Genomic DNA, 15,577 nt, shown 5'->3' on the forward strand with positions numbered 1-15,577 from the left:
GAAACGGTTGTGAGGGGCCGGGGCTGTGTACAGACTGGAAGTGTTGGTTCTGGAAATTTTATAAAAAATTGATTGATGGAGGTATGGAGATGAAGAAGATTTTGGAGTTGAGGGAGAAGCGTGCGAAGGCATGGGAGGCGGCGAAGGTTTTTCTGGACAGTAAGAGGGGCGAGGACGGCCTTTTGTCGGCGGAGGATACGGCTGCTTATGAGAGGATGGAGCAGGAGGTTGTGGATCTGGGGAAGGAGATTGAGAGGCTGGAACGGCAGGCGGCGATTGACGCGGAGCTGAATAAGCCTACTTCGGAGCCGATTGTGAATAAGCCGAACAATGACCCGGAGGGGGACGGGAAGAAGGGGAGGGCTTCGGACAAGTACCGGAGGACTTTCTGGAATGCCATGCGGCGGAAGAGTTTTTATGATGTGGAGAATGCCCTGCAGGTGGGGACGGATTCGGAGGGCGGGTATCTGGTGCCGGACGAGTTTGAGCATACGCTGGTGGAGGCTCTGGAGGAGGAGAATTTTTTCCGGGGGATCGCCACGGTGATCCAGACTTCCAGCGGGGACCGGAAGATCCCGGTGGTGGCCACGAAGGGGACGGCTTCCTGGATTGACGAGGAGGGGGCTTACCCGGAGTCGGATGATTCTTTCGGGCAGGTTTCCATTGGGGCTTATAAGGTGGCTACGATGTTGAAGGTGTCGGATGAGCTTCTGAATGACAGTGTGTTTGACCTGGAGGCGTATATCTCTAAGGAGTTCGGGCGCAGGATCGGGACGAAGGAGGAAGAGGCGTTCTTTACCGGGGACGGGAAGGGGAAGCCTACGGGGATTTTTAATGCCGTGGGCGGGGCTTCTGACGGGGTGACTACGGCCGCGGCGGGTATTTCTTTTGATGATGTGATGGATCTGTTTTATGCTTTGAAGTCGCCGTATCGGAGGAAGGCGGTCTGGGTGCTGAATGATACGACGGTGAAGGCCCTGCGGAAGCTGAAGGACAATAACGGGAATTATATCTGGCAGCCGTCGGTGCAGGCGGGGCAGCCGGATATGATCCTGAACCGGCCTTATTATACTTCGGCTTATGTGCCGGAGGTGGCGGCCGGGGCGAAGGTGATGGCTTTCGGGGATTTTTCTTATTACTGGATCGCGGACCGGCAGGGGAGGTCTTTTAAGAGGCTGAATGAGCTGTTTGCGGCTAACGGGCAGGTGGGTTTCCTGGCGAGCCAGAGGGTGGATGGGAAGCTGATTCTGTCGGAGGCGGTGAAGACTATGGCGATCAAGGGGAGCAGCGCCGGGGCGTAAGGTTCGGGGTGTTTTGGTTTTAAAGGCAGGAGGGATGCAGGATGGCGGTTGTGACGCTGGAAGAGGCGAAGCAGTATCTCCGGGTGGACAGCGGGGACGAGGATGGGTTTATTTCCGGGCTGTTGGAGACTGGGGAGAGCATGTGCGCGGATATGGCGCGGATGGAAGCGGAAGAGTTAGAAGGGCATCTTCCTATGGCGCGGATTGCCGTTCTGTATGTCACTGCTTATCTGTATGAGCACAGGGAGCAGGCGGACCATGAGGAACTGGTACAGACGCTGCGCTCTCTGTTGTTCGGTATCAGGAGGGAAGTGTTCTGATGGCGGAGTGGAGCGGGGGCAGCGGCAGCAGGGACGGCGGAGGGTTCCGGAAGGGGTATCCTCTGGGGGAGTGGAAGGAGCGGATCATGATCCAGAGAAGTTCCCTGGGGAATGATAAGGCCGGGAACCATGTGCTGGTCTGGGAGGATTATTTTTGCTGTTCGGCTTTTGTGAACGGTCTTTCCGGGAAGGAGTATTGGGAGGCGGCGCAGGTGAACGCGCAGAGGGATGTCTATTTTATTATCCGGTATTGTTCGGAGGTGGCCGGTATGGACACGGAGCATTACCGGGTTTTGTTTCGGGGGCAGGTGTATAATATCACGTTTATTGACAATGTGCGGTATCAGAACAGGATGTTGAAGCTGCGGGCTTCTTTGGTGAAGAGGTGATTGGGTGTCGGAGAATCAGAGGGTGTCTGTGGACCGGATGGCGGATGTCATTATGGAGGGGCTTACGGAGTATGCGGAGCTTGCCGCGGACGTTATGAAGGACTGTGTGAGGAAGGCCGGGGATACGGTGAAGCGGGAGGCAAAGACGGGCGCGCCGGTGAAGACCGGGAGGTATAAGAAGAGCTGGGCGGTGAGGCGGCAGAGGGAGACTTCCAATGTTTTGGAGGTGGTGGTGCATAGCAGGGACCGGTATCAGCTTACCCATCTTCTGGAGAAGGGTCATGCGAAGCGGGGCGGCGGGAGGGTGAGGGCCATTCCGCATATTGCCCCGGCGGAGGAAAAGGGTGTCCGGGAGCTGGAAGAGGGGATAAAAAGGGGGCTGTCCAGATGAACCATGAGGATGTGCTGAAAATGATGGAGGAACTGGGGCTTCCTTTTGCCTATGACCATTTTGTGGAAGGGGAGGCGCCGGAGCCGCCGTTTGCGGTGTTCCTTTATCCCAGGGCGGATAATTTTTCTGCGGACGGGGTGGCGTATTTTAAGAGGAATGCGCTGGATATTGAGGTGTATACGGACTTGAAGGACCCGGAGCTGGAGGAGGGCATAGAGGCGGTGCTGTTGAGGCATGGGATTTTCTATGGGAAGAGTGAGGTCTGGATCGAGTCGGAGCGGCTGTATGAGGTTTTGTATGAGATGGAGGTTTAGGGCGGATGAATAACAAGGTGAAGTTTAATATCTGTAATTGTCATTATGCGCTGCAGAGGGTGGCGGAGGACGGGGAGATGACGTTTGACGTGCCGGTGGCGATGCCAGGGGCGGTTTCGCTGGCGCTGGACCCCAATGGGGAGCCGGAGTCGTTTTATGCGGACGGGATTGAGTATTATATTATTGCCAACAATATGGGGTATGACGGGGATCTGGAGCTGGCGTTGATCCCGGAGAGTTTCCGGACGGATGTGTTGAAGGAGGAAGCGGACGGGAATGAGGTGCTGGTGGAGAACGCCAATTCGGAGACGGGGGCTTTCGCGCTTTTGTTTGAGTTTGACGGGGATATCAGGAAGATCCGGCATGTGCTGTATAATTGTTCTGCCAGCAGGCCGAAGATTGAGGGGAAGACCAATGAGGAAAGCCGGGAGGTGCAGACGGAGACGCTGACGGTGAAGGCCAGGCCGCTGGCAAGCGGGTATGTGAAGGCGAAGACGGGGAATAAGACTTCGGCGGAGACGTATGAGGGTTGGTATAAGAGTGTATATCTGCCGGTTCCGAGGGCGGAGGCCGGCGGCGGTGTCGAGGAAGAGGGACAGGGTTGAAGGAGGCTGAAAGGGTATGAGTATTGTGAGGAAGGTCGGGATTGACGGGAAGGAGGTGCTGTTTAAGGCATCGGCGGCGATCCCGAGGATTTACCGGTTGAAGTTCCAGAGGGATATTTATAAGGATCTGCGGATTCTGGAGAAGAGCATTGGGGAGGGGGATGAGGAGCGTTCCAACTTGGATTTGTTTTCTTTGGAGATGTTTGAGAATATCGCTTATACGATGGCGAAGCACGCAGACCCGGCTATCCCGGACGATGTGGAGGAATGGCTGGACGGGTTTAATACGTTTTCGATTTATCAGGTGCTGCCGGAGCTGATCAAGCTGTGGGGGCTGAATGTGAAGACGGAGGCGGAGGCTAAAAAAAACTTCGGCCAACAGAGCGGGAGATGACTACGCCGCTGTTCCTGCTCCGGTGTGTGCAGCTTGGGATTTCTATGGCGGATATGGAGCTTTTGTCTATTGGGCTGGTGAATGATATGTTTGTGGAGAGCCGGAATGACGAGTGCAGGTATGCGGAGATTGGGACGCAGGAGGATATGGACCGGTTTTGAAATCTGATTGATATGGCGGCCTTTTTCTGCTATAATTTGGTGGTGGAAAAAGGCTGATAAATAAAGAAGGAATTGTTATATTGTGAAAAGGGGAATTTAATTGAAAAATAAAAAAGGCACACTATATATTTCAGGTGTTATTGCTATAATAGGAATTGTAGGATTTATTATTTTACAGTTTCGCTGTTATGAGTTGATAGGTATTTCGGGCGGAACAGAGTTCTTATCTAATCTCAAACAGTTGGGGATAGTTATAACAAGTGGTTTGTTTACAAGTGCTTTGGTTACATTTTTGATTTCTGCTGTTGAATATAGGAATGAACGGGTAGAAGCCTTGGAAAATATGTATTTAACGGCAGAGGATTTAGAACGGGAGTTTTTGAAAATAAAATACTTTCTTCCAGATGAGCCGAAAGAACTTGTGCAAAGTGTTTTAGGTGAATTGGATAATAATGAAAGTGATATGAGATTCAATAAACATTTAGCAGAAGGTACTGCAAAGTTTGAGAATCAACAAAAAGCAGATGAAGTATACAGTCGTAATTATATGAAGTTAGATTATGATGCGCAAAATGCGTTTAGAGATTATGTATGGCAAAATACGGATGAAAGAACAAAAGAAGTTTATAAGGAACCTTTTCAAATTAAGGAATATTTGGATGAAGAATGTAAAAAGAAAATAGAAAAATATAGCAGACAGTTAGAAGATGCTATGAGATCATTTTTGAGATTTCAGGAAGTGCGCACGAATGCATTAACAGCGGCATATGGGGAAATGGATTTTCTTTTTGCTAATAAATCTATTCGTAATCGTATATATGAAAAACTGTATCAAAGACTTTTGAATGAAGTGAGGCTGATAAAAGAAAAGAATTTTCATTTTCAATTATATTTTGATGGGAAAGGTGGAAATAGGGCAGTACAATGTTCTTTTATATGGGAACTCCAAGATAGTCTGCTTAGTGAAGACGAAAACTGTTATTATCAACAGTTCAGCTTTGATTTGGCTGTGGAAATGGTGCAGGTATTGGTGTATGCGAATGGAAATGCTAATATGGGTGAATTTCCAGAGAAAAATAGATATATGCTTTGTACTAAACCGGGATATTATCAGCGGTTACAAAAACAATGGGAAGAAGATAATGGGGAAAATGATGAAAGAGAGGATAACTAATGAGCCAGGATAAAAGAGCCAAATTATTGAAAGAAATAAATGATATTGTACAGGAACAAGGACATATTAATAAACTTCTGAATGAGAATAATATGCAGGAGCTGGAGAACTATTTGGGAGGCGAGTTGACGCAAAAGCATTTTGTGGAGAAATGTATTCATAACATGGCGAGTTCCAGTATGCCTAGCACTATCCAGGAAAATGCAAGTAACGCCTATGGTTTTTTAGAAAAACTAAAAAGAGAAAAAGAAGCGGAACTTGCAAAAGAGACTTTAAGTTCGGATAAATAGCAATAAAGAATTGAAAACAGAATAGGGAAGATTTTTACATAAGGCGTTTGTCAGGAATGGCAGGCGCTTTTTGTTGCATTTTTATGGGAGCCGGGGTGGCTCCTTTTTTCGTTGGAGAAAGGCGGATGAGGGTTGTGGCATCCAGGATTCAGGGGATTACGGTGGAGATTGGCGGGGATACTACGAAGCTCTCCACGGCGCTTTCAAAGGTGAATAAGGAAATCCGGGACACGCAGGCGCAGTTGAAGGACGTGAACAAGCTGTTGAAGTTGGACCCCGGCAATGCGGAACTGATGGCGCAGAAGCAGAGGCTTCTGGCCCAGGCTGTGGGGGAGACCAGGGAGAAGCTGGAGGCGTTGAGGCTGGCGGGGCAGCAGGCGAATGAGGCTCTGGCGAAGGGGGAGATTTCCCGGAGCCAGTATGATGCCCTGCAGAGGGAGATTGTGGAGACGGAGCAGGCCCTGCGGGACTTGGAGAGGCAGGCGGAGCGGTCTTCGGTGGCTTTGCAGAAGATTGGGGCTGCGGGGGAGAAGCTGCGGGATGTGGGTCCGGCTATTGAGGGGGCCGGGCGGAAGCTGATGCCGGTGACGGCGGCTGTGGGCGGGCTTTCTGCGGCTGCGGTGAAGGTGGCTTCTGATTTTGATTCTGCCATGAGCCAGGTGGCGGCGGTGTCCGGGGCTGCGGGGAAGGAGCTGGATGCCCTGTGGGACAAGGCCAGGGAGATGGGGAGTAAGACGAAGTTCTCCGCTTCGGAGGCGGCGGAGGCTATGAATTATATGGCTATGGCCGGGTGGAAGACCGGGGATATGCTGGAGGGGATTGAGGGAATCATGAACCTGGCGGCGGCTTCCGGGGAGGACCTGGCGACTACTTCGGATATTGTGACGGACGCTCTGACGGCTTTGGGGCTGTCGGCGGCGGATTCGGGGCATTTTGCGGATATTTTGGCGGCGGCGAGTTCTAATGCGAATACGAATGTTGCCATGATGGGGGAGACGTTTAAGTATTGTGCGCCGGTTGCCGGGGCTTTGGGATTCACGGCGGAGGATACGGCGGAGGCTATCGGGCTGATGGCCAATGCGGGAATCAAGTCTTCCCAGGCGGGTACGGCTATGCGGACCATGCTGACGAGCCTTACCGGGGAAGTGACATTTGTAGGGGATGCCTTTGGGGAGCTGACGGTGCAGACGGTCAATGCGGACGGGAGTATGAGAAGCCTGGGGGATATCCTGGGAGACTGCCGGGCGGCGTTTTCGCAGATGTCGGAGGCGGAGAGGGCGGCCAATGCGGAGGCTCTGGTGGGGAAGAATGCCATGAGCGGGTTCCTGGCGGTGATGAACGCGGCTCCTGGGGATATTGAGAAGCTGAACAGCGCTATCAATAACTGTGACGGTACGGCGGAGCGGATGGCCGAGACCATGCAGGACAATCTGGCGGGGCAGCTTACGATTTTGAAGAGCCAGTTGGAGGAACTGGCAATCTCTATCGGGGAGATTCTGATGCCGTCCATCCGGCAGATTGTGGGGTGGATTCAAGGGCTTGTGGACTGGCTGAATGGTCTGGACGAGGGGACGAAGAAGGTCATTGTGACGGTGGCTCTGGTGTCGGCGGCTCTGGGGCCGGTGTTGATTGTGGTCGGGAAGGTTGTCGGGGCTGTCGGGACGATCTTGACGGTGGTTCCGAAGGTTGCGGGGGCTGTTTCCGGGGTGATCGGGTTTGTGTCGGGGACGGTGGTTCCGGCGTTGTCGGCGGTGGTGGCGGCTATCGGGTGGGTTCCTGTCGCTATTGCTGCGGTGATTGGGGCTGTGGTGCTGCTTTATAATAAGTGTGAGTGGTTCCGGGATGCGGTGGATGCGGTCTGGGCGCAGGTGAGGGACTTTTTTGTTTCTGCTTGGGAGGTTATCTGTTCGTTTTTTACGGAGACTATACCGGCGGCCTGGGAGGCGCTGGTTTCGTTTTTTGAGGGGATTCCGGCCTGGTGGTCGGGGCTTTGGCAGTCGGTGGGGGATTTTTTCGGGAGTGTCTGGACGGGCATGATGGAGAATCCGGTGCTGGCCGGGATTGTGGATATGATCCGCTCTTTGTGGGAGAATCTTTCTGTTACGTTGCAGGGGATCTGGTCTGGGATTCAGGCTGCGGCTTCGGAGGCCTGGGAGTTGATTAAGAATGTGGTGCTGGGGCCGGTCCTGCTGCTGATTGACTTGGTGACGGGGAATTTTACGAAGCTGAAAGAGGATGCGCTGCATATCTGGACGAATATTCAGCAGGCGGCTTCCACGATTTGGTCCGGCATACAGCAAGTTGTGGGTTCTGCGGTGCAGGGGCTGGTGGACCATGTGTCTATTTTGTTGTCGGGGCTGCGGGATTTCATGGGGAACCTGTGGTCTGTGGTGTCTTCGGCGGCGGTTGCTGCATGGAATGGGCTGAAAAATCTGGTGGTTTCCGTGGCGGGGAATTTGAGGCAGTCGGCGGTGGAGGCTTTCCGGGGGATGGTGTCGGGGATCGGTTCGGCGCTGGGTTCTCTGGGGAGCGTGGTGCAGAACGGGTTCCAGTCGGCGATTGGGTTTATTACGTCTCTGCCGGGGCGGGCTTTGCAGTGGGGGATGGATTTTATCAACGGGATTGCGGAGGGTATCCGCAGTGCCGTAGGGAATGTGGTGAGCGCGGTGTCTGACGTGGCGGATAAGATACGTTCTTTCCTGCATTTTTCTGTGCCGGACGAGGGGCCTTTGACGGATTATGAGAGCTGGATGCCGGATTTTATGGGCGGTCTGGCGAGAGGGATTGAGAGGAGCCGGGGGCTGGTGCGGAAAGCTGTGGAGGGCGTGGCCGGGGATATGGTGGTGAGCCCGAAGATGGCGGATATGCAGGCGGTCCAGGCGCAGGGGGCTTCTCTGGAGGCTGTGCGGCAGATGGTTTCTGGGCTGCGGGAGATGTTTGCGGGGATGCAGAGCGGGGAGAATTTTGGGACGATCTGTATTCCGGTGTATGTGGGCGGCACGCTGCTGGATGAGGTGGTGGTGGATGCGCAGGCTAGGCAGAATCTTAGGTCGGGAGGGAGATAGGGATGGCGTTTGTACAGTATCTGGTGTTTGACGGTGTTCTGCTTCCTCTGCCGGATTCTTATGAGGTGCAGTTGGCAGATGTGGAGGCGGATTCGGGCGGGGAGACGGAGGCGGGGACTACCCAGAGGGATGTGGTAAGGCTGGGGGTGGTGTCTATTGCGGTGAGTTTTTCGGTTTCCCCCAAGTGGCTGAAAGTGCTGACGGGGTTTAAGCAGAGGGAGAAAATTTCTGTGGGGTATTTTGATACGGAGACTTTGGAGATGAAGGAGGCGGAGATGTTTGTTGAGGGGTATAAGGCGGTGCTGGTGAAGGATACTTCTTTTAAGGGGCTTTGGAAGGTGAGTTTTACGTTGAGGGAATTTTAAGAAAATAGAGAGTGATTTTTAGCGGGATATCCTGTATAATGGGAAGCATGGATCAGAATTTGGTGAGGAAAAATGTATGATTAGAATAAGACCATATAAAGCTTCGGATGCAGATACGATATTATCGTGGTGCCAGGATGAAAAAGCATTTTATCAATGGACAGCAGGTATACTTGGTAATTATCCTATAACACAAAATGAATTTTGTTTTGTTGAATCTCTAATGCCGTTTACTGCGTTTGATGAAACGGGAATTATTGGCTTTTTTACACTAAGGAATCCTGATGGATCACTGGATGAATTGCGCTTTGGCTTTGTTATCGTTAATCCTCAAAAGAGAGGAAAAGGCTATGGAAAAGCTATGCTCCGGTTAGGTCTGAAATTTGTATTTGAAATATATGGGGCAAAAAAAGTATCATTGGGCGTTTTTGAGAATAATCTTCCGGCTTATTATTGTTATAAAGCAGTCGGTTTTAGCGATGTAGTTCTTGATACAACAGAAAAATATTGTATTCTGGGTGAAGAATGGAAGTGCAAAGAATTGATTATGGAAAAATAGATAAATGTCCGTTTGGCTTTGAATAGACCAAACGCGGCAGTGAAAGGCAAGGGTGTTATTATGTCGATGGATACAGCAGAAGCATTTGAATTGCTGTTTGATAAAAATAATAAGACGGCATACAGGGCATTACAGGAATTGCAGAAAGAAAGCGTGGAAACGGACAAGGTCTATCCTTATATGGACAGGCTGGGTGATATGCTTGACAGTGACAATTCCTATATCCGTACCAGGGGGCTTACGCTGATTGCCTATAATGCGAGATGGGATAAGGATAATAAGATTGATGAGATTATTGACGGATATTTGAAGCATATAACAGACGTGAAGCCGATCACGGCAAGACAGTGTATAAAGCTGCTGCCCATGATCGCGAAGGATAAGCCGGAGTTGAGAAATGATATTTGTTCGGCGCTGGAGAGGGCGGATATATCTTTTTATGATGACAGTATGCAGCCGCTTGTTTATAAGGATATTCAAAAGGCGTTGAAGGAGATACAGAAGTTATAGGAAGGGATAGATTTTGGTTTTTAGCGGGAGTTTATCCTGCTGGAAATATAAACAGCAAAGATAAAAACGCAACGTGCATCTTTTGGATGTGCCAGAGCCGGTAGGTAGCCCGGCCGTCCTGATGGTATCAGGGTAAGTAACCTGCCCTCCTGGGTTGTCCGTTCTTTGTTCATAACACATTTTAAGGAGGGATTCGTTATGGACAGAGGAAAGGCAGGCTTGACGGTATTTTTTGAGGGGCCGTTCTGGGTTGGCGTGTTTGAGCGTGTTGAGGACGGGAAACTTTCGGTATGCCGGGTGGTTTTTGGGAGTGAACCCAGGGACTATGAGGTGTGGGAGTTTATCCTTAAAAATTATTACAGCTTGAAGTTTAGTCCGGCTGCCCCGGTGGCTGTGAGGGACGGAAAGGTGAACCCGAAGCGGAGGCAGAGGGAGGCCGGGAGGCAGACCATGCAGGCGGGGATAGGTACGAAGTCCCAGCAGGCGCTGCAGTTGCAGAGGGAAGAGAGGAAGACGGAGCGCAGGCAGGCCGGCAGGGAGCAGAAGGAGGCCGAGAAGCAGCGGATGTTTGAGCTGAAACAGCAGAAGCGGAAGGAGAAGCACAGGGGCAGGTAGGCTTTTGTGTTTCGGGTATGGTTGTATCAATGGGTATCAGTCGGGAGCTTTTGGTGGGATGTCTTGTATAATGGTGGCAAGGAGCCGAAAACTTTTATTATGAAAGGAGCACATTATGGAAGAATTAAAATCTATTATGGAGAAGTTTGCTGCATCGGGGTGGGATTTGATATCTGTTCCGGCACAGCAATGGTTAGACGGGAAGTTTGACAGGGAAGCATTCATATCAGCGGTTAAGCAGGCGGATAGGGAATGCGGGAGCTGCGGCTGTGAGATGGACCCGCTTTATAAAAGGGCTCTGGAATTGATCTAAAGGTATTTTCAATTCATTTTTGTGGAGATAGCGGGCCTTTGGCGGATGAGACATGGGAAAGGGGGTGGCGCGTAATGAGCGATCTAATGGAATTTGGGAGCAGAGATGAGTTTAGAAAATGGCTCTGTGATAACTGCCTTTCAAGTGCCGGTATTTGGGTTTTGTTTGGCAAGGCTGGCGGACCGAAAACAATAAAGGCGGGAGAAGCGCTGGAAGAAGCGCTCTGCTTTGGATGGATTGACGGCCAGATGGAAAAGATTGACGAGAAAACTTATAAAAAGTATTTTTCGATGCGCAGGGAGAATAGCAAGTGGTCGGACAAAAATAAGGAATTAGCCAAAAGGCTTGAAGAGCAGGGGCGTATGACTGATCATGGCAGAAAGAAAATAGAGGATGCCAAAAAGAACGGCCAATGGGATGCGGTAAATCCGCTGGCGGTTATTACGGAAGAGCAGATTGCGCGGCTTTCTGCGATATTGGAAAGCTGTGAGCCAGCTTACACAAATTTTCAGGCGATGTCTTTATCTGTGAAGAAGACTTATACACGGGCGTTTCTTGACGCAAAGACGGATGCCGGACGGGAAAAGCGGATTGCGTGGATGGTGGATAGACTTAATAAAAATCTAAAACCTATGTAGTCGGTACATGTGCTTATTGATAGAATGTGTTTTGAAAGATTCTTATTTTTTAAGGAGATTATGATTGTTTTTAGGGAAGGCATCAGTCTGAAAGGGCTGGTGCTTTTTGCGTGGAAGGGGGTGTTTTCATGTATCCGGTGAGCGAGGCGTTCCTGCGGGCGGTGCAGGAGAATACCCGGAGGTATTATTGGACGGGGCGGATCACTACGAAGGGCGGGGCGGTCTATCCGTTCGGGTATGAGGATATTGTGAAGGGGAGCGGGTATATTTTCGCCCAGTGTTGCGGGAGCGCGGAGATTGAGCTGGGGACGGTGTATGCGGCGGAGATGGGCGTTACGTTGTTTTCACAGGTGGATCGGTATACGCTGGACGGGGCGAAGGTGGAGCTTTTCTATCATCTGCGGGTGGAGGGCGGTGGGTTTGAGGAAGTGCCGATGGGGATTTTTGAGGTGAGCGAGGCGAACCGGAGGTTGCACTGCCTGGAACTGAAAGCCTATGATTATATGCTGCGGTTTGAGAAGAGTTTTAACGGGTTTGAGTCTGTGGGGAATGCCTGGGCTTTTCTGGAGCTGTGCTGTAAGGCCTGCGGTGTGGAGATGGAGAATACGCAGGGGGAGATTGAGGGGATGCCCAACGGGAGGGAGCTGCTTTCGATCTACCCGGAGAATGATATTGGGACGTACCGGGACGTGCTGTTTTTTGTGGGGCAGGTGCTGGGCGGGTTTTTCTGTATCAACCGGCGGGGGAGGCTGGAGCTTCGGAAGTACGGGGCGGAGCCGGTGCTGGAGGTGCAGGGGAGGCACCGGTTTTCCAGCAGTTTTTCTGATTTTATTACCAGGTATACGGCGGTGAGTTCTACGAACCTGCGGACGCAGACGGCGGAGTATTATGGGCTGGAGGTGGACGACGGGCTGACCATGAATCTGGGGGTGAACCCGCTTTTGCAGTTTGGGCTGGAGGAGACCAGGAGGCAGTTGTGCGGGAATATATTGGCTGACCTGGCGGCGGTGAATTATGTGCCTTTTGATTCCAGTACCATAGGGAATCCGGCGCTGGATCTGGGGGATGTGCTGACGTTTACGGGCGGGCAGGCGGACGGGGAGCAGATGACTTGTATCACGTCTTTCCAGTGCAGGATTGGCGGGAGGCAGAGCCTGAAATGTGTGGGTAAGAATCCCAGGCTGGCCCAGGCGAAGTCTAAGAATGACAAGAATATTTCCGGGCTTTTGAACCAGATTGAGGCCGGGAAGGTGGGGATTCATACGTTTACCAATGCTTCTGCTTATGTGGTGGCGGAGGACAGGGTGCGGGTGATCAGTATTGAGTTTGCGGCGAAGGAAGAGACCCATGTGCAGTTTTTCGGGCAGGTGGTTTTGGATGTGAGGGCGGCGCAGGTGGAGCGGAGGGCTTGTGCGTCCGGGAGTGTTGTGGTCCCGGTTCCTGTGGCGGGGGCTGGCGGAGGAACGGGCGGCGGAGTGGCTGTTGGTGCGGTTTCCGGTGACGGAGAAGAGGCCGGGAGTGCCGGGGATGATGGCGGAACCGGGGAAAGTACGGAGAATGTCACGGTGGAGGTGGAGCTTCCTGTCATTTGGACGGAGGACGGGCAGGCGGCTGTTTTTGTTACTTATGAGTTGAATGATTCAGAGATTCTGGCTCACCGGCCGGTGGAGACCTGGGGGAGCGGGAGGCATATTCTGTCTTTGTATTATCCGATTGATGGTCTTGTGCCGAATATTACCAATACGTTCAATGTGTATCTGCGGATGGAGGGCGGCACGGGGAAGATTGAGACGGGCGGGTGTATTGCTTCTATCAGCGGGCAGGGGATGGCCGCGGCGGCTGCCTGGGACGGTACGGTTACGGTAGAGGAACCTATGAGGCGGTTTGCTTTGGGCGGCGGCCTGGGGATGAAGGTGTTTGCCGGGGATATGGGGATTGAGACCATGGAGCTGGTGCAAAGGAGTTATGGGGACAGTATGGGGAAGGTATTGATCGGGGCTTTTGGGAAGCCTTTTGAGATTGGTTAGGAAGGAGTGGGCGTGTATGAAACTGAAAGGGACAATGGTTCTGGAACTGACGGATGGGGCCACGGGGGAGGTGGAGACGGTCACGGAGGAAAATATGGTGACGGAGGCGGTGAATGATATTCTGGGGATGAACCCCATGGGAGTGTTTTATTCGGAGGAACGGCTGGCGGATGTGTTGTCGTGGAATGATGTTTTGCTGCCGGTCTGCCCGAATATGGTAGGGGGGATTCTGCTTTTTTCCAAGGCGCTGGAGGAGGATGCGGGGCATATTTATGAGTTGTCGGACAATCTGCCGGTGGCTTATGCTTCCAATAATATGAATACTACGGCGAATGCGGCCAGGGGGAGTCTGAACCAGACGGAGAGCAAGGTTTTGGAGGATGGGTATAAGTTTGTGTGGGAGTTTACGCCGAGCCAGGGGAACGGGACGATTGCGGCGGTGGCGCTGACCAGCGCCCAGGGCGGGCAGAACGGGTACGGGAGCCTGGTGGGGGATGGCAGCGCATTTCTGCAGATCAAGAAGCTGGATATCGGGGATCTGGGGAAGGCGAGGCAGGTTGTGTTGTTTGAAGCAGTGGAGATGGATTTTGAGAGGGATTTGCTGTATTCGATTTGTTTTGAGGATTCCAGTGTGAGGGTGCGGAAGGTGAGGCTGCCGGTTTTCAGTGTGGGGCTGAATGAGAGGCTGGATGATTCTTCTTACAGGGTGCTGGAGGACCATGCGGTTTCGGTGGAGACATTTTTGTTTCTGGGGAGTTATACGCTGTATGGGGAGTTTCTGGACGGGAAGGACGGGTATTGGTACGGGTTTTCCAATGAGGGCAATTCTTCCGGGAGCGCGAGGGTGCTTTGGGTGAGGATTTCCAAGGCGGATTATTCGGTGACGGAGGGGGAGTGGACGCTTTCCAATGCCAGGCTGATGGCTGTGGGGGAGCGGGATATGAGCGGGAGTTATCCGGAGCGGAAGTGCCGGTGCTGTATGAGGAATGGGTATCTGTATGTGCCGGCCTATGACAAGAAGGGGATTTATAAGATCAATGTGGCGAATACGGCGGATGTGTCGCTGATTGCTTTTGGGTTTACTTCTAAGATGAAGCCGCTTTGTGAGTCGGGGACTTGTGAGCTGTTCTTGACTTTGGTTGGGGATTTGATTGTGGGCGGGGATTTTCAGGTGACGGCAGAGGATGTGGTTATCCATACCCAGGGGAGCGCGAGGCTGGGGAGCGCGGCTACGCCGCTGTTCCACTATAAGCAGTTTCTGGTGGGGTGGGGAGGCAGTTATGGGAATGAGTACCGGCATATGTATCTGCTGACGCCTTATCTGGCTACGATCAATAATCTTTCTTCGGCGGTGGTGAAGGATGCGAATAAGACCATGAAGATTACTTATACGCTGACGGAGGCTGCGAGTGGGGAGGGGTGAGAAAGGTATGGAATGGCGGAGAATGATTGAGATAGGCGGGAACGGCATGGGACGGCAGGGATGAGCAGGGGATGGTTTGGGATATGGGAGAATGGTATGGAGTGCAGGGAAATGGGCTGAGGTGTGTGGGAATGGGATGAAATGTTAGGGAATGGTGTGCGGATATTGGGATTGGGAACAGGGCGGCGGCTTTTGGGAGCGGGCCGCTTTTTCCATAGAAAAATCAGAGAAAGCGAGGGATTTTGTATGAAGGAGTTTGTGAGTGTGATAGAGTGCGGGTTTGCGGCTATGGGCGGATACCTGGGCTGGGCCATGGGAGGGTTTGACGGTTTTCTGTATGCCCTGGTGGTGTTTGTGGCGGTGGATTATGTGACGGGGCTGATGGCCGCGGCGGTGGAGAAGAGGTTGTCTAGCGGCGTGGGGTTCCGGGGGATTTTTAAGAAGATTGTGATTTTTTGTCTGGTGGCGCTGGGGCATATTTTGGACACGCATATTATTCAGAACGGGAGCGCGGTGCGGACGGCGGTGATTTTCTTTTATCTGTCCAATGAGGGGATTTCGATTCTGGAGAATGCGGCCAGGATTGGGCTGCCGGTGCCGGAGAAGCTGAAAGGGGTTCTGGCGCAGTTGCGTGAGGAAAAGGGGAAGGAGTAGGAAAGTACGGAGGATAAGGGCGGGAAGTACAGAGGGAGATATTTTTTAGGGTTTTTGTGAGCGGGCATC

General features: G+C 52.2%; 20 protein-coding genes. All 20 read left to right on the forward strand.

What is annotated here, in order from left to right; all coding sequences use genetic code 11:
- The first annotated feature begins 89 nt into the window (after window positions 1-89).
- The 20 genes from VV089_RS06780 (at window position 90) to VV089_RS06875 (ending at window position 15,508) form a co-directional block, all read left to right on the forward strand.
- A complete protein-coding gene (locus tag VV089_RS06780) occupies window positions 90-1,301 on the forward strand; it encodes a phage major capsid protein (RefSeq protein ID WP_334335373.1) in 1,212 nt (403 codons plus the stop codon).
- Between the two features lie 41 nt (window positions 1,302-1,342).
- On the forward strand, window positions 1,343-1,621 hold the full coding sequence (locus VV089_RS06785) for a head-tail connector protein (RefSeq protein WP_016220758.1): 279 nt from the start codon (window positions 1,343-1,345) through the stop codon (window positions 1,619-1,621).
- Window positions 1,621-2,010 carry a phage head closure protein gene (locus tag VV089_RS06790; RefSeq protein ID WP_162208670.1) on the forward strand — a complete coding sequence of 130 codons (390 nt, stop codon included), beginning with the start codon at window positions 1,621-1,623 and terminating at the stop codon, window positions 2,008-2,010. The genes VV089_RS06785 and VV089_RS06790 overlap by 1 nt, the downstream gene beginning before the upstream one ends.
- Before the next feature lie 37 nt (window positions 2,011-2,047).
- Window positions 2,048-2,401, forward strand: coding sequence for an HK97 gp10 family phage protein (locus VV089_RS06795; protein WP_334336221.1), 354 nt, complete (start codon window positions 2,048-2,050; stop codon window positions 2,399-2,401).
- Entirely contained in the window at window positions 2,398-2,715 is a 318-nt protein-coding gene (locus VV089_RS06800; protein WP_162208668.1) for a hypothetical protein, read from the forward strand. The genes VV089_RS06795 and VV089_RS06800 overlap by 4 nt, the downstream gene beginning before the upstream one ends.
- A gap of 5 nt (window positions 2,716-2,720) precedes the next feature.
- The gene (locus tag VV089_RS06805) at window positions 2,721-3,320 is read left to right on the forward strand and encodes a major tail protein (protein ID WP_162208667.1); all 600 of its coding nucleotides are present in this window, start codon (window positions 2,721-2,723) and stop codon (window positions 3,318-3,320) included.
- Window positions 3,321-3,336: 16 nt separating this feature from the next.
- Window positions 3,337-3,714: a hypothetical protein gene (locus VV089_RS06810; protein WP_334335374.1), complete on the forward strand. Its 378-nt coding sequence runs from the start codon at window positions 3,337-3,339 to the stop codon at window positions 3,712-3,714.
- Window positions 3,711-3,875 carry a hypothetical protein gene (locus VV089_RS06815; RefSeq protein WP_004070841.1) on the forward strand — a complete coding sequence of 55 codons (165 nt, stop codon included), beginning with the start codon at window positions 3,711-3,713 and terminating at the stop codon, window positions 3,873-3,875. The genes VV089_RS06810 and VV089_RS06815 overlap by 4 nt, the downstream gene beginning before the upstream one ends.
- Window positions 3,876-3,975: 100 nt before the next feature.
- A complete protein-coding gene (locus VV089_RS06820) occupies window positions 3,976-5,049 on the forward strand; it encodes a hypothetical protein (RefSeq protein WP_162208666.1) in 1,074 nt (357 codons plus the stop codon).
- Entirely contained in the window at window positions 5,049-5,339 is a 291-nt protein-coding gene (locus VV089_RS06825) for a hypothetical protein (RefSeq protein WP_162208665.1), read from the forward strand. Before VV089_RS06820 ends, VV089_RS06825 begins: the two co-directional genes overlap by 1 nt.
- Before the next feature lie 125 nt (window positions 5,340-5,464).
- A complete protein-coding gene (locus VV089_RS06830; protein WP_334335375.1) occupies window positions 5,465-8,404 on the forward strand; it encodes a phage tail tape measure protein in 2,940 nt (979 codons plus the stop codon).
- A gap of 2 nt (window positions 8,405-8,406) precedes the next feature.
- Window positions 8,407-8,769, forward strand: coding sequence for a hypothetical protein (locus VV089_RS06835; protein ID WP_172498534.1), 363 nt, complete (start codon window positions 8,407-8,409; stop codon window positions 8,767-8,769).
- A gap of 76 nt (window positions 8,770-8,845) precedes the next feature.
- Window positions 8,846-9,328, forward strand: a complete 483-nt coding sequence (locus VV089_RS06840) for a GNAT family N-acetyltransferase (protein WP_162208663.1) — start codon at window positions 8,846-8,848, stop codon at window positions 9,326-9,328.
- Between the two features lie 60 nt (window positions 9,329-9,388).
- Window positions 9,389-9,838 carry a hypothetical protein gene (locus tag VV089_RS06845; RefSeq protein ID WP_004070832.1) on the forward strand — a complete coding sequence of 150 codons (450 nt, stop codon included), beginning with the start codon at window positions 9,389-9,391 and terminating at the stop codon, window positions 9,836-9,838.
- Between the two features lie 198 nt (window positions 9,839-10,036).
- A complete protein-coding gene (locus VV089_RS06850; protein WP_172498535.1) occupies window positions 10,037-10,453 on the forward strand; it encodes a YjdF family protein in 417 nt (138 codons plus the stop codon).
- Window positions 10,454-10,568: 115 nt separating this feature from the next.
- Window positions 10,569-10,766, forward strand: a complete 198-nt coding sequence (locus VV089_RS06855; protein WP_172498536.1) for a hypothetical protein — start codon at window positions 10,569-10,571, stop codon at window positions 10,764-10,766.
- A gap of 74 nt (window positions 10,767-10,840) precedes the next feature.
- Complete coding sequence (locus VV089_RS06860) at window positions 10,841-11,404, forward strand: YdeI/OmpD-associated family protein (protein ID WP_334335376.1); 564 nt, start codon at window positions 10,841-10,843, stop codon at window positions 11,402-11,404.
- A gap of 128 nt (window positions 11,405-11,532) precedes the next feature.
- A complete protein-coding gene (locus tag VV089_RS06865; protein ID WP_334335377.1) occupies window positions 11,533-13,431 on the forward strand; it encodes a hypothetical protein in 1,899 nt (632 codons plus the stop codon).
- A gap of 16 nt (window positions 13,432-13,447) precedes the next feature.
- Entirely contained in the window at window positions 13,448-14,854 is a 1,407-nt protein-coding gene (locus VV089_RS06870; protein ID WP_334335378.1) for a hypothetical protein, read from the forward strand.
- Between the two features lie 246 nt (window positions 14,855-15,100).
- On the forward strand, window positions 15,101-15,508 hold the full coding sequence (locus VV089_RS06875; RefSeq protein WP_004070822.1) for a phage holin family protein: 408 nt from the start codon (window positions 15,101-15,103) through the stop codon (window positions 15,506-15,508).
- Window positions 15,509-15,577: the final 69 nt, after the last annotated feature.

The sequence above is a fragment of the Candidatus Merdisoma sp. JLR.KK011 genome (assembly GCF_036941125.1).
GTDB lineage: Bacteria > Bacillota > Clostridia > Lachnospirales > Lachnospiraceae > Laedolimicola.